Source organism: Paraburkholderia podalyriae (genome assembly GCF_014397785.1).
Lineage (GTDB): Bacteria > Pseudomonadota > Gammaproteobacteria > Burkholderiales > Burkholderiaceae > Paraburkholderia > Paraburkholderia podalyriae.
In genome coordinates, this window is sequence record NZ_VZQQ01000021.1 from 40,146 (window position 1) to 60,541 (window position 20,396).

At 61.4% G+C, this 20,396-nt stretch carries 16 protein-coding genes and 3 pseudogenes; 11 read left to right on the forward strand and 8 right to left on the reverse strand.

The genetic code is table 11. The features are described from left to right. Nucleotides 1-169: 169 nt before the first annotated feature. Together F6X42_RS23595 and F6X42_RS23600 are read right to left on the reverse strand one after the other, a co-directional pair. Complete coding sequence (locus tag F6X42_RS23595) at nucleotides 170-1,033, reverse strand: class I SAM-dependent methyltransferase (RefSeq protein ID WP_026226061.1); 864 nt, start codon at nucleotides 1,031-1,033, stop codon at nucleotides 170-172. A 95-nt stretch (nucleotides 1,034-1,128) separates the two neighbouring features. Continuing rightward, nucleotides 1,129-2,022, reverse strand: coding sequence for an NAD(P)/FAD-dependent oxidoreductase (locus tag F6X42_RS23600; protein ID WP_187636507.1), 894 nt, complete (start codon nucleotides 2,020-2,022; stop codon nucleotides 1,129-1,131). 285 nt (nucleotides 2,023-2,307) lie between these two features. Here F6X42_RS23600 and F6X42_RS23605 point away from each other — a divergent pair, with 285 nt between their 5' ends. Together F6X42_RS23605 and F6X42_RS23610 are read left to right on the forward strand one after the other, a co-directional pair. Then, nucleotides 2,308-2,940, forward strand: a complete 633-nt coding sequence (locus F6X42_RS23605) for a TetR/AcrR family transcriptional regulator (protein WP_018421953.1) — start codon at nucleotides 2,308-2,310, stop codon at nucleotides 2,938-2,940. Then, a pseudogene (locus tag F6X42_RS23610) lies at nucleotides 2,928-3,049 on the forward strand (IS5/IS1182 family transposase); the annotation flags it as partial. The gene F6X42_RS23605 and the pseudogene F6X42_RS23610, both read left to right, overlap by 13 nt. Nucleotides 3,050-4,017: 968 nt before the next feature. Here F6X42_RS23610 and F6X42_RS23615 read toward each other — a convergent pair. Further along, the gene (locus F6X42_RS23615; protein WP_184050798.1) at nucleotides 4,018-4,305 is read right to left on the reverse strand and encodes a hypothetical protein; all 288 of its coding nucleotides are present in this window, start codon (nucleotides 4,303-4,305) and stop codon (nucleotides 4,018-4,020) included. Nucleotides 4,306-5,013: 708 nt separating this feature from the next. Between F6X42_RS23615 and F6X42_RS23620 the strand changes: the two genes are divergently transcribed. From F6X42_RS23620 to F6X42_RS23635, 4 genes are all read left to right on the forward strand, one after another. Next, nucleotides 5,014-5,886: a transglutaminase family protein gene (locus F6X42_RS23620; RefSeq protein WP_187636508.1), complete on the forward strand. Its 873-nt coding sequence runs from the start codon at nucleotides 5,014-5,016 to the stop codon at nucleotides 5,884-5,886. A 42-nt stretch (nucleotides 5,887-5,928) separates the two neighbouring features. Next, nucleotides 5,929-6,732, forward strand: coding sequence for a transglutaminase-like domain-containing protein (locus F6X42_RS23625; RefSeq protein WP_090812139.1), 804 nt, complete (start codon nucleotides 5,929-5,931; stop codon nucleotides 6,730-6,732). Nucleotides 6,733-7,254: 522 nt separating this feature from the next. Then, the gene (locus F6X42_RS23630; protein ID WP_187636509.1) at nucleotides 7,255-9,309 is read left to right on the forward strand and encodes an alkyl/aryl-sulfatase; all 2,055 of its coding nucleotides are present in this window, start codon (nucleotides 7,255-7,257) and stop codon (nucleotides 9,307-9,309) included. 105 nt (nucleotides 9,310-9,414) lie between these two features. Further along, a complete protein-coding gene (locus F6X42_RS23635) occupies nucleotides 9,415-9,843 on the forward strand; it encodes a hypothetical protein (RefSeq protein WP_246530193.1) in 429 nt (142 codons plus the stop codon). A 692-nt stretch (nucleotides 9,844-10,535) separates the two neighbouring features. On the opposite strand, the gene F6X42_RS23640 is transcribed toward F6X42_RS23635, so the two are convergent. The 3 genes from F6X42_RS23640 to F6X42_RS23650 form a co-directional block, all read right to left on the reverse strand. Further along, nucleotides 10,536-10,805, reverse strand: a complete 270-nt coding sequence (locus F6X42_RS23640; protein WP_018420601.1) for a DUF1488 family protein — start codon at nucleotides 10,803-10,805, stop codon at nucleotides 10,536-10,538. Between the two features lie 214 nt (nucleotides 10,806-11,019). Continuing rightward, nucleotides 11,020-12,735: a site-specific integrase gene (locus F6X42_RS23645; protein WP_187636511.1), complete on the reverse strand. Its 1,716-nt coding sequence runs from the start codon at nucleotides 12,733-12,735 to the stop codon at nucleotides 11,020-11,022. 336 nt (nucleotides 12,736-13,071) lie between these two features. Then, entirely contained in the window at nucleotides 13,072-13,278 is a 207-nt protein-coding gene (locus tag F6X42_RS23650; RefSeq protein WP_187636512.1) for a hypothetical protein, read from the reverse strand. Nucleotides 13,279-13,365: 87 nt separating this feature from the next. Here F6X42_RS23650 and F6X42_RS23655 point away from each other — a divergent pair. Beyond that, nucleotides 13,366-13,811, forward strand: a pseudogene (locus F6X42_RS23655) (ABC transporter substrate-binding protein); the annotation flags it as partial. Then, nucleotides 13,796-14,233: pseudogene (locus F6X42_RS23660) on the forward strand (methyl-accepting chemotaxis protein); the annotation flags it as partial. The pseudogenes F6X42_RS23655 and F6X42_RS23660, both read left to right, overlap by 16 nt. Before the next feature lie 452 nt (nucleotides 14,234-14,685). Here the strand turns inward: F6X42_RS23660 and F6X42_RS23665 are convergent. Next, the gene (locus tag F6X42_RS23665) at nucleotides 14,686-15,276 is read right to left on the reverse strand and encodes a dimethylsulfonioproprionate lyase family protein (RefSeq protein WP_187636514.1); all 591 of its coding nucleotides are present in this window, start codon (nucleotides 15,274-15,276) and stop codon (nucleotides 14,686-14,688) included. Nucleotides 15,277-15,287: 11 nt separating this feature from the next. After that, nucleotides 15,288-16,220: a DMT family transporter gene (locus F6X42_RS23670; RefSeq protein ID WP_187636515.1), complete on the reverse strand. Its 933-nt coding sequence runs from the start codon at nucleotides 16,218-16,220 to the stop codon at nucleotides 15,288-15,290. 279 nt (nucleotides 16,221-16,499) lie between these two features. Here F6X42_RS23670 and F6X42_RS23675 point away from each other — a divergent pair, with 279 nt between their 5' ends. From F6X42_RS23675 to pruA, 3 genes are all read left to right on the forward strand, one after another. Continuing rightward, nucleotides 16,500-17,393 (forward strand): N-formylglutamate amidohydrolase, encoded by an 894-nt coding sequence (locus F6X42_RS23675; protein ID WP_187636516.1) that lies wholly within the window; start codon nucleotides 16,500-16,502, stop codon nucleotides 17,391-17,393. A gap of 69 nt (nucleotides 17,394-17,462) precedes the next feature. Beyond that, nucleotides 17,463-18,464 (forward strand): LysR family transcriptional regulator, encoded by a 1,002-nt coding sequence (locus F6X42_RS23680; protein WP_187636517.1) that lies wholly within the window; start codon nucleotides 17,463-17,465, stop codon nucleotides 18,462-18,464. A 178-nt stretch (nucleotides 18,465-18,642) separates the two neighbouring features. After that, the gene (gene pruA, locus F6X42_RS23685) at nucleotides 18,643-20,256 is read left to right on the forward strand and encodes an L-glutamate gamma-semialdehyde dehydrogenase (protein ID WP_187636518.1); all 1,614 of its coding nucleotides are present in this window, start codon (nucleotides 18,643-18,645) and stop codon (nucleotides 20,254-20,256) included. Nucleotides 20,257-20,396 lie beyond the last annotated feature (140 nt).

The window sequence follows — 20,396 nt, forward strand, 5'->3', positions numbered from 1 at the left end:
CCGGTCACATGCGCCGCCGGAAGGCCGCTCAGGCGTCGGCTCTGCTTCGCAACCGGCCATCTGATTGTCGCAAGGCGAGCGCTCGTTCAGCGGCCAGAAGGGACGTCAATCTGGCCGGCCAAAGACGCCCTGTTCCACCGAGCGGAGGCATCTCCCCTGTTAATCCCTGTCAGCTTGCCGGATTTCGTGCCATGACGACCCATGCCGCGCCGTTGATCATCACCGACCCCTCGCCGGGGAGGCTCGCGAAGGCGGCACGAACTGCGGCGGAGGCACGGGCGCGGATGTCGTCGGGCTGACCAGCGAGCGCACGCGACAGCGGGCCGACCTCAAGCGTCATCCTCACTGCGTCGTCGATCGCCGCGTCCCGCGTTTCGCCCTCGCCGAATGGGACGGCCGCGTCGAAGGGCGAGATAACGATTTCGGTGAAACCGGCCGCCGTCAGGATGCGCGCCACGTGCTCCCGGTCGCCGAACGAAAACGGGCCGGGCGCTTCGGGATCGGGGAGCGCGCTCGGCGGGACGATGTCCTTGAGCGCGCCCACCGGCAGTCGCATCCAATCGTTCTCGGCCGCACCGCGCCAGCAGACGAAAGCGACCCGGCCGCCCGGCCGGAGCGCGCGTCGCATATGGGCGAACGCCGCTGTCGGATCGGGGAAAAACATCACGCCGAAACGCGAGAACAGAATGTCGAACGCGCCTTCGGGCAGCTCTGCGCTGCTGGCGTCGGCCACCTGAAACAGGGCCGGCGTATCGTGGCGCGCAAGCGCGCGCGCTCGATCGATCAGCGGTTCGGATATGTCCACGCCCAGCACTTGGCCCCCCGCGCCGACGCGAGCGGCCAGAGCCAGACTTGACGCACCCGCGCCGCAGCCGATGTCCAGCACGCGCTCACCCGTCGCGGGCGCGGCGGCTTCGATCGCGGCCTGGCCGAACACCGCCACCAGAGCGTCGAGCCGGGCCTGGTTGGCGACCCAGCGCTCCCCGCTTTGACCATTCCAGTCACCCACCTGATCAGCACTTTGCTTTGCCATGTCATCTCCTCGACTCGACGATCCGCCTTTCGCCGCGTCGATTTACGCCAACCTTTTCGAAGGCGACGACGCAACAAGAGCAGGGATCTGTGCTCTCAAACCACCATCGACTGCTGGGCGAAGATACCCGCCATCGCGCCCTGCGATGAAGCCTGGGTGACCGAGGGCAAGAAGGGCGTGGCGAGGTCGCCAGCGGCGTAGATGCCGGGCATGCTGGTTTGGCGGCGCTCGTCGACTTTGAGGACGATGCCGGTGGGCGTATCGACCGTGGCGAGGCCCAGTGATTCATGCAGGCGTGCGGACGGCTTGTTGCGCGGATGGGCGAACAGGACGTCGACCGCGACATTGCGGCGGGTATCGAGATTGACGGTGTTGATATGGCTATTGTGATGGGCGATCTCGACGATCCGGCCATCGACGACAGGTATGTTGCGACGCGCCAGATCGACTTGGATATCGGGCGCAATGTCATGACCATCGGCGAAGACAGTCAGCTTGTCCGTCCAATCGCGGAACAGCCTGGCAGACTGGTGCGACTGCGGGCTGGACCAGACGAGGCCCCAATGCTGGCCGGCGACTTCAAAGCCGTCGCAATAGGGGCAGGGCACGATGGACGTGCCCCAGCTTTCGGCAAAGCCCGGAACATCAGGCATCTGGTCGGCGACGCCATAGCTCAGGATCAGGCGGTGCGCCCTCAGGCTTTCGTTATCGTCAGTGACGACGCAGAAATCGTCGATGGCGCCAGACACGCTCTCGGCCCGGGCATTGACCAGCCTGATCGTTGGATAGCGCGTCAACTGCTGCCGCGCCTCGACCAGGATGTCCAGCGGTGGCTTGTGATCGTGGCCGAGCAAGCCATGCGAGTGGCCTGCAAAGCGGTTGCGCGGCCGGCCGGTATCGAGAACCGTGACCTTGCGGCGGGCACGGCCGAGCTGCAGGGCGGCGGCGAGGCCGGCAAAGCTGCCGCCGATGATGATGACGTCATCCATGGTGATGGGCTCCGTGTTGTGATTGGAGGGGTGGGCTGGGCGTGGTGTGCAATATCGTCCAGCGATACGCGCTTGAGACGGTCAGCGAGTAGGGCTTCGGCATTGGCGAGAAAGTTGCTGATGGCTGTATTGATCGGCCCCACAATCCCGCATTCGATATCGCCAGGCGCCCCGGGGAAACCTGATTTGGGCAACTGGTTGAAACCTATCCTTGGCTTGCACATTTAAGATACTGCGTGGTATCGTAGTGCAAGAATTTGAATACTGTCAAGTACTGGAATTGTTGTGACCGAAAACAGCCAGAGCCGGCGCGGCCGGCCCGCCAACGAGGCGCTTCGCCAAACGATCGTCGACGCCGCCTGCGAACTCTTTGTGGAATTGGGTTTTCAAGCGACGACCATGGACAAGGTCGCGCAGAGGGCGAAGATATCCAAGCTCAGCATCTATCGGCACTTCGAGAACAAGGAGGCGCTGTTCAGCGCGGCCATGGTGGCCCACTGCCATCAATTTGCACCCCAGGCCCTTTCTGAAAGCGTCGACGGTTCAGCCGAAGATCAGCTCATGGCGGTGGGATCATCCCTGCTTCGCACGCTGTTGAGCCCGGACGTCCGCAGTGTCGAAGCCATGGTTTTGGCCGACAAGACGAATCAAAAGTCGTTAAGCAAGCTCCATTACGAAGCCGGGCCCGCCCATGTCATCGCCCAAATCGAGGCCGTGTTGCGTCAGTTGCACGCGAAAGCGATTCTGAACGTACCCGATGCTCTCCGATCCGCCCGCTTGTTTGCCGCGCTTTTCAAAGGATCCGATCTTCTGCTTGTCGCACGCTTCGATGAGGCGAGAGCAGAGGATGACAACGAAATCGAGTCCTATTGCCGGTCGGCCGTCGCCATGTTCATCGCCGCGCACGGTGGCATCTAAAGGTGCGCTATCGCGGCTTGATGAAGAACCCGCAGAGTTGCACACGCTGTTCGCTCTAAGCAATCTGTGGATGACGCGCGAACGACTGATGCGCGAGGCCGCTGCATGAGCGCAAAAGCCGCCCGCGCGGGCAGGCAATCGGCGCCTTCCTTATGCCGAACGTAGCGCTGCATTCGAGCCAGGTGCCGCACCGCTTCCACCGCATCGGCCCTATGTGGATGGCTCAGTGCGGCAAAACGAGTTCTGAACACCATCCCTAACCTTGCGGGCGCTTCCTTTCGATCTGGTGAACGACAAGCTGATTGCTTATAGAGAAATCAAACTTAAGTTCGAGAGCAATTCGAGGGTCGAGCAAGACGTCATCCTTGCACGGCGTAAGCCGCCTCACCAACTCACGGGTCTAAGCGCCCGCAGAGGCCGATGACTTGCCCCCCAGGCGACGGCACGGAATGACCGTTCCACTCCGATACCTACCCTTAGAACAGAGACTGCTCGACCGGCTGCAACGGGTCGGGTACGGAAGTTCGTGGTACGGCCGGCGCGAATGAGCCGCGCTTGAACTGGGAGCTTCGGCAACCGTTAAGGTTTGTTCGACGCCTGCCGACATGCGCGGAGGCGTGCACATTCCTGCGGCCGATGGCAGGCATCGAATTAACCTTAACGCATGCTGCCGGTCGACGTCAGGCTGAGACCGGGCAACATGCGTCGTTAGATGGGGCGTGTACTGCGTTGCTCGCGCGACCATTCTCGCCGCCGAAGCGGCCCACGATCCGGCGATAACAAAGGACGTCGGTGCACTGAGCGGGCGCAACGCTCGCGCATCGGATCTTGCCCGCGCGCGATGCGGCCAAGGATCTATATGAAGCTTGCGCCTCCGTTGACGGGGATCGTTTGGCCCGTGATGAACGCATTTCCTCGCTACGGATTCCGGGGTTGAGCTTCGTCAGCATTTGACCATCGACGAGAAATGCGATCTCGCGAGAATTGTCGTAGCCCCAGAAACATACACGATGCCTAGGAGGTGTCGTAAGAGCGACTCGGATTTGGGAAGCTGAGCACGATCTTGCTTTTTGCCATCTAATCTCTCGAAGAGACGTAGCGCCACTTCGCGGCGTTGATATCGATGCGCGCATCATCGTCGAGCCGCTTCTGGGCGCGGTCGGACTCCGCCTGCCGCAAGGCTTCGACGCGAGCTTTCTGGGTCGCCACATAGTCTTGCGGTCTGCCCGACATGATCGGGCTCATTGGGGTTCGCTTCAGCATCTGGACGCCTGCAAAAAGAGCGTGCAACTTCAAGGCAGTGGCCTGAGGCCAGAAAGCACGCTTGAGCACGGCGACGCGCCACATCAAGGTCGCAATGCTCATTCGCGTGCGAGATTCAACGTGTATTCCCGCCGGTACTGGCGAGTCGGACACGAGTGGCGAGTCGATGAAAGCCGCTTGCGCACTCAAGTTGGCTATCCGAGAGTGCGCCGCATGGCGCGACAAAGCAAGAACAATCGGCAAACCGGCGGCTGGGTGCATGAAGAGAGCACGCACTATCAGCAAACTTGCGCAGTATCAGCAAACTTGTGCACTTACCCCTTAAGGTGTGTGATCGGGTCTTTTAAGTAGATCGCGACAGTAATTAAAAATGCGCCCAGAATGAGTCGCAGAGCGGCCCCTTCCGTGGGCGCCTAAATGGGGAGCGAAATGGCAAAAGGTCAACTGCGTAGTAATCGCGAGGCAAAGAAGCCTAAACAACCTAAAAAGTTACCATCTCCCGGAGCAGGTCTGTTCAAGACGTCTACCCCGAAGACTTCTGTGTCGAGCGGCGTGACGAAGAAGTAACCGACACGCGCATGTGACGCGCGGTCGTTTCACTTTGCTTGTGCGCACTTTCGACGAAGGTGTAGCAGCGGCCCGGTAGAAAGAGCGTCATTGCAATTCGGGCTGCACCTTGTTGCCTCTCATTGCTGATCGTTTTCAGCGCGTGTCTGAGTCGTGACCGATTGCCGCCCCGGTTCGTGCTGTCGCGGTGGGCTTTCCTTTTGGGGGCGAAATGGTGAGCAAGTTTGTTCGCGGCGAAACGCAATGAGCGCGCCGCAACGTCTAACCGTGCGGCACCAGAGCGTCTACCACTACTTGGAGCCAGTGCGCTTCGGCGAGCATCGCATGATGTTCCGCCCGCGTGCGAGTCATGATCTGCGGCTTCTCACCGCGCAGTTGCTGATCACGCCCACACCTGAACGGCTGTATTGGTTGCACGATGTCTTCGACAACTCGGTCGCAGTCGCCACGTTTTCGGTCGAAGCATCCGAGCTGCTCTTCAGAAGCGAGGTGACGCTCGAACATTACGAGGCGCCGCTGCCTGACTATTCGCTGGAAGCCTATGCGTCGACCTGGCCTTTCGCGTATACGAGCGAGGAAGCCTGTGATCTGGTGAACGCGCGAAGCCGACAGTTTCCGAACGACGATGTCGACCTGTGGGCGCGACGCTTTATCGATCCCGGCGGCACGACGGGCACGATGACGTTGTTGCGCAGCATGACGCTCGAGATCAAGAACAACTTCATGTACGTGCGGCGCGTCGAGAAGGGCGTCAATCGTCCTGCCGACACGCTACGCCTGCGCAGCGGCAGTTGCCGCGATTTCGCGGTGCTGATGATGGATGCCGTCCGCTCGCTTGGCCTCGCGGCCCGGTTTGTCAGCGGCTATATCTTCGTGCCGGACCACGACACCACCCTGGGCGGCGGCGCGACCCACGCATGGCTGCAGATCTATCTTCCCGGTGCAGGCTGGGTCGATTTCGATCCGACCAACAGCATCGTCGGCAACCGGCATCTGATTCGTGTGGCGGTAGCGTGGAATTACGATCAGGCGCTGCCGCTCTGGGGCACATGGCACGGCGCGATGCATTCGTTCCGCAGTCTTGAGGTCGACGTGAGCGTGACCGAAGACGCCTGAGCGCTCAGCGCGTTACGACTTTATCAATGGAAGGATGGTCAGATGAAACTTCGCGTGGGCTATGAACTGATCTACGAGTGCGCGCAGCCGACACCAATGATGTTGATGTTGAACACGCATTTTTCCCGCGTGCAGGATGTCCTGTCTGCCGATCTGCTGGTGGTCGATCCGCCGGTGGCGATCACGCAGTATCGCGATAGCTTCGGCAATCTGTGCAGCCGCATCGTCGCGCCGCAGGGGCTGATTTCGCTCTCCACCACCGCGCTGCTCAACGTCTCCGATCAACCCGAGACGCGCGAGCCGTTCGACTATCAGCATGCCGTCGAAACGCTTCCGGATGAATGTCTGGTGTTCCTGCTCGGCAGCCGCTATTGCGAAACCGATCTGCTGTCCGACATTGCCTGGAAACTGTTTTCCAATACGCCTCCGGGCCGCCACCGGGTGCAGGCGATTTGCGACTACGTGCATCGCCATGTCACGTTCGGATACGAATTTGCACGGCCGACCAAGACCGCGTTTCAGGCGTGGCAGGAACGCAAGGGCGTGTGTCGCGACTTCGCTCATCTGGCCGTGGCGCTATGCCGCGCGATGAATATTCCGGCGCGCTACTGCACGGGCTACATCAGTGACGTCGGTGTGCCGCCGCCGTGGAGCACGATGGATTTCGCGGCATGGTTCGAAGCCTATGTGGGCGGCTCCTGGCAGACCTTCGATCCGCGCAACAACGTGCCGCGTATCGGTCGTGTGCTGATGGCGCGCGGCCGCGATGCCGCCGACGTTGCGATCAGCAACACATTCGGTCCGACGAAGCTCATCAAATTCGACGTCCACTGCGCGCCTGAATGATGACGAGTGGTCATTCGTTGGTGGTGTCGTAGAGGACGGGTTTGGGTCGGGATGCATCAGATGCATCAGGCAGCGGTCGGCCAGTTACAGCCATTGAATGATTGAATGAAACGGTCGCAGGAAGGTCTCTTCCACGCTCATCAGCGGACGCATGTTCGTTGTAAGAGCAACTTCCGTTGGTTCTGTATATGCTGTACTCGGACCGCACCAACGGCTGAAGGAATGGATTGGACAGGCTTCCCACATTACGACTGCCTTTCGGGGGAAATGTGGCATATCCAGGGGTACGTTAATGCGCCATGCATATCGACGAGCGCTTACCGGGGCGCTAGCGCCGCCTGTTGCGGTGTCCAGTTCGAGAGCAACGAGACGTATGTTCATATTGCATGTTGGGGCAAACGCATTGCCCCAACTACCCATAGATTGACTATGGGCACCGTGCGAAAAAGCGCTGTTGGAGGTGACTGACAATCATTCGCAGACCGTCAAGCGCCTGCCGTTCCCAAATAACCGGAGGTGGTCATGTCTCAAACAGATGACGCAGCAAAGAACGGAGCGCGCAGGGCATTCCTCAAAAACGTGGCGGTCGCCGGCGTGGCGACCGGTTTTTCTGGCGCGGTCGAGGGGACATTGGCACAAGCCGCTGGCGCATCGACGCCGACCACTCCGGCGTCGAAGCCTGCGACGGTCGCAACGATCGCATTGAACAAGCAGTACGCGGACTTCCTATCCTTCGCGGACGCTCAGGATTTCGAGGACGCCAAGCGCGGCCTCGTCGCCACACTTCCGGAACCGCTCATCATCAAGGGACAAGGCGCTGTCCCCGCGTGGAACCTTCAACAGTTCGCGTTCGTAAGCGGTGGTCCGGAGAACAACGCTCCCTCAACCGTCAATCCGAGTCTTTGGCGTAACGCGAAACTCAACATGGACCACGGCCTGTTCATGGTGGTCGATGGCATCTGGCAGGTGCGTGGCTACGACCTCTCCGTGATGAGCATCATTCGAGGCGATCAGGGCTATGTCGTTGTCGACCCGTTCATCACGACCGAAGTCGCCTCAACGGTGTGGAAGCAACTCGTCATACCGCACCTGGGCAACAAACCCATTACCCATGTCATCTATACGCACAGCCACGTGGACCACTACGGCGGCGTGCGCGGCCTTGTCAGCGACGAAGACCTCGCGTCGGGAAAAGTGAAAATCGTCGCGCCGGTGGGCTTTACCGAAGCCGCCGTCGGTGAGAATGTCATTGCCGGCAATGCGATGGGGCGTCGCGCCAGCTACATGTATGGCTCGCTGCTGCCGCGCAGCCCCATGGGGATTGTCGACGGCGGCCTTGGCAAAACGACTTCAGTCGGCACCATCACATTGGCCGTGCCCTCCATGTATGCCGAAAAAACCGGGCAGAAGATGACGCTCGACGGCGTGGAGATCGAGGTGCTGATGGCGCCGGATTCGGAGGCGCCTTCCGAATTCATGTTCTACCTGCCGAAGTTCAGGGCGTTCTGCGCCGCCGAAGACGCCACCCACACGCTTCACAATCTCTACACGCTGCGTGGCGCAAAGGTCCGGGACGGCCTGCTCTGGTCCAAATACCTTCAGTCAGCGCTCGACATGTTCGGCGACGATATGCAGGTCCTGTTCGCCTCGCATTACTGGCCGACCTGGGGCAACGATCGCATCGGCGCATTCCTGCGCGCGCAACGCGACATGTATCGCTATCTGCACGACCAGGTGATGCGAATGGCCAACCAGGGACTGACGCCGCTGGAGATCGGTGAAGCCATCCGTCTGCCCGACAGCCTTGCGAAACTTTGGTATTGCCGAAGCTACTACGGCACGGTCTACCACGATGCCCTTGCTCAGTACAACCTGCGTCTCGGGTTCTTCGACGGCGTTCCCGCGAACCTGCACCGGCTGCCACCAACCGAGAGCGGCAAGCGGTACGTCGAGTTCATGGGTGGTTCGGCCGCCGTTGTGCGAAAGGCGCACGAATATTACGACAAGGGCGAATATCGATGGGTGGCGGAAGTCGTGAACCACGTCGTGTTCGCAGAACCGCAAAACACCGCTGCCAAACAGCTACTGGCTGACGCTTACGAGCAGTTGGGCTACCAGTCGGAGTCGGCGCCGTGGCGCAATTTCTACTTGACGGGGGCGATGGAGCTGCGCAACGGCGTCAGGAAGCTGCCTGCGCCCAACCCGCAGAGCCCCGACACCATCCAGGCGATGCCGCTTGACATGTTCCTCGACTACCTCGGTATCCGGCTCAATGGCGACCGCGCAAGCGGAAAAACGGCGTCGTTCAATCTCATGTTGAGCGATACGAAGGAAAACTACGTGCTGGGTGTGGAGAACAGCGCGTTGAATTACTCGAAGGGCAAGACTTCGAACACGGCCGATGCCTCGGTCACCATGACACGTGCGAACCTGAACGACATCATGATGGGAAAAACCAACATGCAGAAGCTCGTGATGGCTGGCAACGCCAAGATTGACGGCAATAGCCAGAAGCTCGGCGAGTTCATCTCCTGGCTCGACACCTTCGATTTCTGGTTCAATATCGTCACACCTTGAGGTACAGCCATGTGCGCGATATGCGAGTTCAAGATCGAGTTCAGCATTGGCCACCCGCTGGCACTGAGCGTAGCGGTTGCGACTCGAAAAGCGATTGAGGCAGGGTTGATCGACGAGATGGACATCGATGACGGGCCGCTGTCAGCAGCCCGAAAGCGCATGTCCTCCGTCGACGCCCTGAACCTGCTGCAGGCACGTATCGAAGGTGCCCATGCGGCACAAGAACTTCTGGATCTGCCGGACTTCTATGTCCTGCTCATCGAGAACGATACGTGGGGGTTCTTCCATGCGACTATGGAAGGCTTCGACCCGGATATCGTCCCGGAGATGCCTGATGTCGCTGCAACGGATGAGGCGAAGCGCAGCAACGTTGTCATCACGACCGAGGCAGCCTTGCGCGGGTGGCTGGCCGGGCACTTCGATATTGAGAGGGCATTCCAGGAGTCGCTCTTCATGGTCGATGCGCCACAGACTCCCGCCGCGTCCTTGACACGGATGCTCACCACTACCGAGTTAGCCGGGGTTAGTAATTGATGATTCCGGGTCGGCTATTGCAAACCGTATAGGGCAGTAGCCAATGGCATGGTCCCATCCCTGGACTCCAGCCCGCGAATGTCTACTGCGCACCCGGGAAGGGCCATTGAAGTCTCGGCACGTCGATAGGCCGTTCAGGGTCGAGAGTACGCGTTCGCTTTCCGCGGGACGAGTCATTCCCGACCACCGACCTGTGAATGACGGGAAAGCACCCCATACCCGTCTGACCGGCACCGATGCTCGAATGACGGCTCAGGCCGACTTGCCGTCCTCCCGGATTATCGCCGGCTGCCCGACCGCTCAGCTAGCCGTCCGCTGAAATGCCGCTTCGTCGCCGGCGGAGAGTGGGTTGGCGGGGCGATGTGCCCATTCCGAGACGGGCTCTTCGAGCACGTTATGGTTCGGGCTTTCCCCGCATCGACGGACGCCACCCAGCTGAGCAGGCAGGAGCAGCGCTGGCGCTCTCGCGCATAGGTACAGGCCGCAGCGGCCGCCGATTCTCCTTTCCAGCTAAGAAGTGCTAAAGATAGTGCCGCGTTCCCGAGAATCAAAACCGATTCGTTGGTGTACGCAACTAACGGTCAGGCCCTCGCAGCGGCCGGCTTGGCTCCGCCACAACAGCATTGCCCAAAAAAGGGCCGCCGGCCAGATTATTCATGCTTCGAGAAGCGTGCCCGATTCACCCGCGCTGTTCAGGGGCGCTCGAAGTCATCGGGTGTCAGTTCCAGGCGTACGCACGGATGCGCAAGTAGCTTCCGTTCGGCGATCGCGCGGATGCGGCTGTACCCGTCCCGGAAAATCCTCAGGATCCGGGCGTCCCCGGCCCGCGGCTCAAGCCAGAAATGGGCCTCCAGCGCTGCAATCGTGACGATGCATTCGACGGTGGTGTTTCCGCGGACGAGCCAGAACGACACACCCTGTCGATTTGCCAGAATCTGCGGCTCGAATTCAGGTTTTTCCATGGCTGGTTCCGGGCGTCATCTCGTAGGCGAGTGAGCAGGCTGTCGATCGCTCCGATGATGCCAGCGATGGTCGCCGGCATGGGGCCACTGGCTGCCTGACATCACTAAAGTGGGCGGAGGATTGCGCGCTCCGCTTGCCGGTTTGTACCGGCGATCGAACCGTCATCAGGAAACGGTCAACCGCCGTGCCGGTCGATCATGCAGGTTGTCGCGCTCACTTCCGGGTCGTAAACGCCTCACTGATCTGCCGCGCGCGCTTAACCTCGTCACTGTGCAGGTAGATCGAGGTGGTCGATACCGAGGCGTGCCGCAGGTTGTCGCGCACCGTGGTAAGTTCGGCGCCGTGACCGAGCGCGTAGGTAGCGTGGGTGTGCCGCAACCAGTGGGGGCTGGCGCGGCGCAGCTTCTCCGCGAGCGGTGGGTGATCGGTTTCGATGGCACTGGCGGCAAGGACGAGAAAGCGCTCAAGCACGCTCCACAGGCGCACGCTGCTGATGGCGGCGTCACTGTCTGCCTCCAGGCTGCCGATGACCGGTGTGTCCGGCCGCCAGCGCGCCGTAGAAGTCGGCAGCTGGCGCCCGGCCAGATAGCGGGTTAGTGCGTCCCACGCGAGCGGCGGCAGCGCCACCCGCGCGACCTTGCCGCCTTTGCCGGTGACCCGCAGCCAGTGCTCGCCGCGTGCGTCCGTCTCGACGTGGCCGAGCGTCGCGCCGACCAGCTCACTCGCGCGCAAACCCGTCGCAAAGCCGAAATCGAGCAGGAACCGTAAGCGCTGCGCGGCTGAAACCGTCCAGCCGTGAGACCATTCCAGCCCCTCGGCCATTGTACGCACCAGTGCCCATTCTCCGTCGGTAAAGGCGCGCGACGCATCGAGCGTCGATGCCGTCTTGCCGCCGCGCACCTTGATGCCGGCAAACGGATTGGCCAGCACGTAGCGCTGTTCGACCAGCCAGCGGAACAGGGCGCCGAGAATTGACAGCGCGTGCGCGACCGAGCGCGCCGAGAGGGTGCCGTTAAACGGCCGCCAGTCCGGTGACGTGCGCGGGCGCACCGGGCCGATCCAGCGTCCCCGCGGCGCCGGATGGCGCAGGAACGTCCGGTACGCGATCGCGTCTTCGGTCGTGAGCGACGACAGCGCGCGCCCGCGCTCGACGATGGCCCAGAGGATCAGCCGCTCGGCTTCCTTGCGGTAGGTCCGCTGCGTGGCGGGCGCCTCGTGCAGGGATAGCCACGTCTGCACGGCCTCGTAGTCGTTGGACGCGTCGAGCGTGCAGGTGGCGGGCGGTGCGCGGAACGTGCCGGCGGAGCCGTCGACCTCGTGCGGCAATTTGAGGGTTTCCCACGGCACGATGTCGCCGCGCTGGCTCGCGACCACCAGCCCACGCGCCCTGTCCGTGAGCGCGGGCCACGCGGCGAAGAACGCCTCGATCGAACGGGCGCTCGCCATGCCGAGTCCCGGCACGGCCTTCCACCACTGGCGCCGGCGCGGAATGCGCACGGTGAGATCGGCGAGCGTCGTGATGCCGTACGCGTGCAGTACGCGCACCGCGCGCGGGGAAAACCACTGCGCGATGTCGTCGGCGATTCCCGGTTCCGGCGGGCGCGCTGTGCGCAGCGCATCGATCGCCTGCGCAACGCCTTTTTCGTGCTGCTCGCGTCCCGCTACCGGACGAGTGAGGAGTGCGACGAGATCGTCGCGATGGGCCGCACGCGCGATGTCCACCAGCCTGCGCCGGATGCGCCCGAGTACGCCGCGTGCGGATTTCCCGTCACCGAGTGCGGAGGGCAGGTAACGCGCCACGGCCTGCCGCACGGACACGCCGGCGTACCACGCGCGCAGCACGGCAAGCTCGTCGGCACCGGGAAAACCGGACTCGGAAGATTCAGCGTCAGCAGCAGGCGGGGAGGGCAGGGTGAGGCGCGTTTTCATACCCTGGAGTTTAGCGCAAGAACAGGCGCATTTAGATAAGCAAACTTATCTTGATAGCCGCGTTTTACGATGCGTTTTTCGCCAACGTATCTTCACGGATTGGTGTGGGCACCCTTGTGAGGGATGGCGCGGTGTCCGTATCGACGGTAACTTCCTTACCCCCGCCCGACGCCGGATGGGCCGGGCGGGGCTCATCATTTCCGCATCGACGCGGTGCGACTCCGTGCAGCGATCTGCGCTACCCGACGCCGCTCGGTCCGACTGTGGTAAAACAGCGCGCGAATGCGCCGGTCTGCGGCGCACAGATGCAATCAGGAGCCGAGGTTGAGAAGGAGGTCAGGGAACAGCTCGCACGTCATCGCGGTCCGCGTCGAGGCGGCGATCGAACAGCGATTGAGACTGCTGGCGGAAGTCACAGGGCGCGGCTAGTCGTTTTTTCTCAACCAGCTGATCGAGAAGGGCATCGACACGATGGAAGACGCGTGGCTGCCGCAGGAAGAGGTTACCTAGGTCCGCGGCGGGGCGCTCCCGGCGCAGCACCATGGCACGACCTTGGATCTGTTCGGGGATTCAGTTTGCGAGCAGTGAGCGCGGTCGCCTTATGCATCTGTGAGTGATGGGCGGGGAGAGGGTAAGTACGCGGTAACGGTCACCAAGGCGCAGCGCATTGCAGTGATGGACGACCGCACGGCATTTGACTAGGGGCGGTGGATGAATTGAAGAAGACTGTCGTCGCGGTCGGCTGCCATATCGTCGCGTCGGAATACACCAACGACAAGGCCGTCGAGTTCAACGCGGAGCGCACGAATATCAAGGCGGCGAACGCAGACCTCCTGTACTTTGCCGGCCTTGATAATTAGGCGGCGCACCTGACCGATCCGATGAGACAACTCGGCATGCGGACGCAGTTCGTAGGGAGCGGGGGCATTGCCGACAGCATCTTCCCCGGCCTGGCGGGCAGTGCTTCCGAGGGCGCAATGGCGTGGGAGTACGGACGGCCTGTCGAGTTCCTTCCCCAAGGCAAAGCGTTCGCGGAAAAATTCAAAAAGAGATTTGGTCCCAGACCAATATCCTGGCGCTTAATGCTGCAGTCGAATCTGCACGTGCAGGGGAGAGCGGCCGCGGCTTTGCGGTGGTCGCCTCTGAAGTGCGCAATCTAGCACAGCGTTCGACTTCTGCGGCCAAGGAGATCAAGGGTCTTCTTGAAGAGTCGGTCGTTAACGTCAAGGTGGGGGCAGAAGAGGTGAATGTGGCCGGACGGACCATCGCGGGGCTGACGGACGCGATCACCAACGTAACCACGATTACCTCTGAGATAGCGGCTTCCGCACACGAGCAGAGCCGCGCGATTGACGAGATCAATCAGGCGGTATCCGTATTCGATCGGTCGACGCAGGAAAATGCCGCGCTTGTCGGGGAGATCGCCGCAGCATCGGAGTCGTTGAGCGTGCAGGGCCGGGAACTCCATTCCACTGTAAGCTTTTTCAGACTGGATTGACAGGACAAGCGTCACGCGCGGTGTGCGGCCGCTCGGCGCGCCTGTACATGGGTAACAGGTGGCCAGATGTCGCGTTCGATGACACACACAGTCCGCGCATCCGACCGACTACCGGCCGTGGCATTGACGCATTCCTCGATCGTCTATAGACGGCACGCTATTCGGAAGTACCGCTTCACCAAATGCGAAGGGTCTTGTCGGCCTTCTTTCGGTGGATGAAGGCAGGAACGTCGGCTTGATTGCCTTTGACGAGTCTGCGACGGCATCATGGTGCGCCTGACCTCCGCTCGGAAGGTCCGAGTGCAGTTCGAGCTTCCCGTGCTACCGTCGTTTCTTGCCTGTCTACGTGAGCGTTCCGGAAGGCGCGTGCGTCGGGAGCGGGAACAGAACGATGAAGCGTCGCGCTACAACGCCGGTAATTGACAATCGACGAATGGAGTTAAATAAGCGGCCTAGATCAGGAGGCACCAAAATGCAAAGAACGGTAGATCCCGCGTTCTCATCGCATGAGAGATGTTGGACCTGTTGTATAGCCCACCGCCGATTCCAGGGTCAAACCAGTCACCGTTCTCCTGTTTGAAATCCCCCGCCGTCAGAAGAACATAGGCCTCCTCCGGGACGTGTTGATGGTCCGAGTACCGGGTGTTCGGCGCCATCAACGAAAAGCCAAGTTGAACGTCGTAACGACTTTCCATTCCGCCGGGGCCAACTATCATCCCATTCACATGGTCTTCGACATAGTTCTCGCTTCCGTTCAGTCCCGTTGTTCGGCGCTGCCATCCAATGAACGGTTCGAGTTCCTTGACGGATCGTGCTGCGCAGGCCAAGGGCGTATCACCTGCCGACACAGATGCAAGCGCGCGGTCCAGGTAGGTGCACGCAGGGTAGATTGTCAAATTTCTTTTCCCGTCATCGCTCTCAGTTGCCAAACGCCTGAACACCTTGCAGGACAGTTCCCGTGCAGCTTGCGGTAAAGCCTGGTTCTGAAAAAGAACGTGCGCAACGTTGATGAAATTCTGCAGGGTCTTCTGTCGTGCGTACATGGCTCGTCCAGTCAGTCAAAGCTGACGGTGGATGGCGCTATAGGCGCGGCTTCTTGCCGTGCGCCCGCCTGGCGACCGAACTCGAGGAGCGCAACGCTTCCGAAAATCATGAATACGGCTATGAGTTCGAGTAGGCCGACGCGTTCGCCTACACTCCAGCCGATCAGCAGCGCGACGACCGGCGTGACGTACACAGCGCTCGCGGCGGCTACTGCGCCGAGTTTCTCGAGCAGGTAGTAATAGAGCAGAAAAGAGGTGCCGGTGCCAAGCAGCCCCAGTCCAAAAGCAAGTCCCGTCGCGGCCTTCCAGTCTTGCAGAATTCGGCTCATACCGTGCAGGTCCGTCAGGCTAACGAGAATCAGCAACGCCAGTCCCATCTGCCATGTGACGATTGCCAGCGGAGGAACGCTAGTCCCAGACAGATACCGGCGCACATAAATGTAGGATAGACCGAACACAATCGATCCGGCCAACATCCACGCTACCCCGATCGCGCTAATCGCAGCATCGGGGCCCGTGCTCGTCCATGGGCGCGAGATGAGAGCGATACCGAGGATTCCTGATAGCACGCCAGATGCCATCATTCGGTTCATGCGTTCATTGCGCAGAAAGACGCCCGACGCAATCGACGTGAAGAGCGCTGGTGATCCGCCGAGAACGCCCGCAATGCTGGATGGCAGAAGCGCAGTGCCTTGCGCCATCGCAAAGTATGAGAACGCCGTCGCAAAAGCCGCCATGTTGGTGAAGTGATGGAGGTATCTGAGCTGGGCGAGACGGACGACTCTTTTGCGCCAGGCAAGCACCGCGAGCGGCGCGAACCCGAAGAAGACGCGCAACAGGGAAATCTGTCCTGCGGTTACGAGTCCTGACGCCCACTTCATGTAGATGAAGTTCGAGCCCCAAAAAACTCCGAGAAGTGCGAAGGCAGCGTAAATCCGAATCACGGTCTCTCCCTGCTGCGGTTATGCTTCTCGGAGAGGATGTCGCGCGACGAGCGGTCGCTCGGGCTTCCCTTGGAGGCCCTGGCATCGAGCGCACGCCGCAACGAGAAGCTGTGCCGGAGTGTATTCGCGAGCCGCGATGCGCCAATCGAATTTCATGCAGTTTATAGTTAGCGCAAAGCGGGCTTGTGCAATTCCGCAGGAGAGCGGGAAATGCTAAGTTTCAGGTGCCCTGGTGTAATCGCGAGAGGGCTTTTGCGCCTATAAGCCATGGAAACTGATATGCCGAACACCGGTTGCGACACGCTGCTTCGTGGCGATTCGCCTGTCCTTGTCGTGACGCCCCACACGGGTACCCTGATTCCCCAAGAGTTGTGCAAGCACGCTGGCTGGGTGCCTGTCGAGGGCCGGCTGGCCGATCCTGCCGGACTTCTGTTTCATGACGCCGCGCGCCGCTGCGGCATCACCCTGATCTCCGCCCGGTATCATCCATGCGTGATCGATTTCATGGTGTCCGCGGATGGTCCTCCGTTGTCTGTTGGAGTGGATCGTGGAGGGCTGTGTCGAACGCACACGTCACGCGGAGAGTCTCTATATGAGCCGGATATGCCGCTGACTACCGCCGAGGTGAATGAGCGCGTCGAACGACTGTGGCGACCATTTCATCTGGCCGTCGCAGAAGAACTTCGGCGCCTTCGCGCGCTGCATGACCATATTCTGTTGCTTGTGCCGCATGCGAGCTGCTGGCTTTCGCCATTTCGCGAGGAGTGCGCCGGCCGCGACTGCAACGTCGGAACCGACAACGGTAAAGCCTGCGACCGGAAACTCGTCGGCGCGCTGACGGAATCCGCCAAGGCCCAAGGACGCTCGTGGGTGGTTAACGGAAACATCGCCGAGGGCTTTACCGCGGAGCACTATGGAAACCCCGCATCCGGCGTTCATGTGTTGAACGTGGAGATTTCGGGCCAATGGAGAGTCGATTGCGCATCCGAGGCTGACCGGACGCTGGCGGGACCGGCGGATGGCGGTGCATTGCGAGCGTCGCGGGACCGAAACACGAGCCTCGTCGACACCGCCATGGCGCCGCTGCTTGAGACCTTCGAAAATGTTCTGCGAGATCTGCCCGCGGCCGTCTGGACGGAGGCTGACCGGCATACCGGTGCGCATCAGTTGTAGAGTTCCCGTTGCGGGGAAATCGCCTCGCTGAACATCGTGCTACATTCAGTCACCCATGAGCCGCCGGAAATGAAAGAGCGCCTTCCTGAACAGTTTCCCGACTGGGACTTGCTCGCGAGCTGGGTAGCGGTCGTGGAAGCAGGGTCGATATCCGACGCAGCAAACAGGCTCGCCATCTCGCAAGCCGGTGTGTCCCATCGCATCAAGGTGCTGGAAACGCTGCTCGATACCACCTTGCTCGACCGGGCGACCCGTCCCGCCCGCCCCACTTCGGCGGGGCAAAGGCTCTTTGAACACGCCACCGTGCTACTGCAGGGCGCGAGCCAGATGGTGGAGAGCGTGCGCAGCGTCACGCGCGCGAAGCGGGTAGTGGTAAGGCTCGGTTGCGTGGACTCTTTCGCGGCCACGATGGGCCCGATCGTCATTCGCGCGCTGGCGGGCACGTCGCATCAGATCCGTCTGTGGTCGGGCATTGGCCCGGTGCTCGAAGCGCAACTGGAAGCGCGGCAGGTCGACATCGCAGTGACCACGTCCGGCCAGACGGGGGCTCAGGGAATCATCCGGCAACGGCTTTTTTCCGAACCCTATCTGGTCGTGCTGCCGCGCAACTTCGAGATCGACCGGTACGGTACGCTGACTGATCTCTCAACGCATCTTCAGTTGATCCGCTATAGCGCGAGGTCGGTCATCGGGCAGCACGTCGATGGGTATCTGGCCGCGAACGCGGAAAGTATCGAACGCACGTACGAGCTCGATGCGACGGACCCGTTACTGAGTCTGGTCGCAGCCGGACTCGGTTTTGCGCTGACAACGCCCATGTGCCTGTGGCAGTCGCGTCAGTATCTGAACGATATCCGCGTCGTGCCGCTGACGTCGTTTTCGCGGCACGGCCGCCCCTACCAGACACTCAGCCGGTCGTTCTACCTTGCATTTCGCGAGAATGAACTGGGCCGGTTGCCCGTTGACATCTATGACATGCTGAGACTTGCGTTTGAGCGGCAAGTGGGGCGAGACATCGCGGCCGCGCTTTCGCTCGCACCCGAAGACGTCTACACGATGGACGGCGCCTGATCCACGGCCCGCTGCACAAACGCCGCCGATTCTATACATAACAGACATTGGCTTAATCAACCCCTGCACAAAGACGGGCTAGTCTTGTACCTGAACCGACCGGCCTTGGCTTTTCCGCCTTCGAGACACGCTCGCGCAGGCCGGCCATACGTCCCATCGTTTTTTGAAGGAGCAGGGGTTGAACTCAAGTCCGAATTTCCCGTTTCCGGCCAATGAACCCGAAGTGCACTTCGGTGCCGGCTCCAAGGCCGCCGAGCAGCTTACCGAGGCATTGAGCGTACGCGACGTCGTCGAGATCCCGACCGTCATCGGTGGCAAACGTTATTTCTCCAATGACGTCGTCGAGGTCCGCGCACCGCATGACCAGTCGCGTCTGCTCGCGCGCATTCACCGTCCGACCGAAGCGCAGATCGGCGAGGCGATCGCCAGTGCGAAGTCGGTTTCGCGCGACTGGGCGGCGCTGTCGTACGCGAGCCGCGCGACGATCCTGCATCGCGCGGCCGACATCATTGCAACGCGCCAGCGCATGCGCATCAACGCAGCGACCGTGCTCGGGCAGAGCAAGACCATCGATCAGGCGGAGCCGGACTCGGCGTGCGAACTGATCGACTTTCTGCGCTTTAACGCATTCAACGCCCAACGCGTGTATGCCGAGCAGCCGCTGTCGGTCTCGACGGCTGTCAATCGCACGGACTGGCGCCCACTCGAAGGCTTCGTGTATGCGGTGTCGCCGTTTAACTTTACTGCGATTGGCGGCAATCTGACGACCGCGCCTGCGATCATGGGTAACACGGTGCTGTGGAAGCCGTCCGAGAAATCCGCACTCGCCAACTGGATTTTCTACGAAGCGCTCGAAGAAGCAGGCCTGCCCGCTGGCGTCATCAACTTCGTGCCGGGCGATGCGGAACTGACCACCCGCGCCGTGCTGGATTCGCCGGATCTTGCGGGCATCCACTTCACCGGATCGTCGGCAGTATTTCAGTCGCTGTGGAAGGGTGTCGCCTCAAAGGTCGGTGCGTTCCGTACGATTCCGCGCCTCGTCGGTGAGACGGGCGGCAAGGACTTCGTACTCGCGCATCCGTCGGCGCATCCGGCCGAACTGGCGATCGCGCTAATTCGCGGCGCGTTCGAGTATCAAGGCCAGAAGTGCAGCGCCGCATCGCGCGCGTACATCCCGCAGAGCTTGTGGCCAGCCGTGCGCGAACAGCTCGTCGAACGCCTCGCGCAACTTAAGGTGGGCGACCCGGCCGATCTCGGCAAGACGTTCATGGGTGCGGTGATTTCGCAGGCGTCGCATGCGAAACTGACCGCCGTGCTGAAGGCAGCGAAGGACGACAGCCAGGTTACGGTCGTCACGGGCGGCAAGACGTGGTCGGAGCCGGGCTTCTTCGTCGCGCCGACGGTGCTCGAAGTGAGCGATCCGAGGCATGCGTTGATGACGCAGGAACTCTTCGGCCCGGTGCTGTCGGTGTTCGTCTACGCGGACCATGCGTGGTCCGACACGCTGGCGCTGATCGATGCGACAAGCCCGTACGCGCTGACCGGCTCGATCTTCTGCACCGATCGCTTCGCACTGCACGAAGCGGAGGCCGCGCTGGTGAACGCAGCCGGCAACCTGTACCTGAACGACAAGCCGACTGGCGCAATGATCGGCCAGCAGCCGTTCGGCGGTGGCCGCGCGAGCGGCACTAACGACAAGGCCGGTTCGTACCTGAATCTGCTGCGCTGGACGTCGCCGCGCGTCGTGAAGGAAACCTATTTGCCGCCGCGCGAGTGGTCTTTCGGCAGTTAAAGCGAATCTGGCCAGCAAGCCGCGCGGATCGTCGATTCGCGCGGTTTTTTTTAATCAGTCGCAGCAATGGTGATGGCTGGCAGGCCCCGCGCAAATCCACTGAGCCCAGGCGGTCAGCCGCGCGACGCACCAATCCATAG

What these genes read in the sequence shown, in the direction of transcription:
- F6X42_RS23595 (WP_026226061.1), bottom strand. Translation starts at nt 1,033, where the DNA reads ATGGCAAAGCAAAGTGCTGATCAGGTGGGTGACTGGAATGGTCAAAGC.
- F6X42_RS23600 (WP_187636507.1), bottom strand. Translation starts at nt 2,022, where the DNA reads ATGGATGACGTCATCATCATCGGCGGCAGCTTTGCCGGCCTCGCCGCC.
- F6X42_RS23615 (WP_184050798.1), bottom strand. Translation starts at nt 4,305, where the DNA reads ATGAGCATTGCGACCTTGATGTGGCGCGTCGCCGTGCTCAAGCGTGCT.
- F6X42_RS23620 (WP_187636508.1), top strand. Translation starts at nt 5,014, where the DNA reads ATGAGCGCGCCGCAACGTCTAACCGTGCGGCACCAGAGCGTCTACCAC.
- F6X42_RS23625 (WP_090812139.1), top strand. Translation starts at nt 5,929, where the DNA reads ATGAAACTTCGCGTGGGCTATGAACTGATCTACGAGTGCGCGCAGCCG.
- F6X42_RS23630 (WP_187636509.1), top strand. Translation starts at nt 7,255, where the DNA reads ATGTCTCAAACAGATGACGCAGCAAAGAACGGAGCGCGCAGGGCATTC.
- F6X42_RS23640 (WP_018420601.1), bottom strand. Translation starts at nt 10,805, where the DNA reads ATGGAAAAACCTGAATTCGAGCCGCAGATTCTGGCAAATCGACAGGGT.
- F6X42_RS23645 (WP_187636511.1), bottom strand. Translation starts at nt 12,735, where the DNA reads ATGAAAACGCGCCTCACCCTGCCCTCCCCGCCTGCTGCTGACGCTGAA.
- F6X42_RS23650 (WP_187636512.1), bottom strand. Translation starts at nt 13,278, where the DNA reads ATGGTGCTGCGCCGGGAGCGCCCCGCCGCGGACCTAGGTAACCTCTTC.
- F6X42_RS23665 (WP_187636514.1), bottom strand. Translation starts at nt 15,276, where the DNA reads ATGTACGCACGACAGAAGACCCTGCAGAATTTCATCAACGTTGCGCAC.
- F6X42_RS23675 (WP_187636516.1), top strand. Translation starts at nt 16,500, where the DNA reads ATGCCGAACACCGGTTGCGACACGCTGCTTCGTGGCGATTCGCCTGTC.
- F6X42_RS23680 (WP_187636517.1), top strand. Translation starts at nt 17,463, where the DNA reads ATGAAAGAGCGCCTTCCTGAACAGTTTCCCGACTGGGACTTGCTCGCG.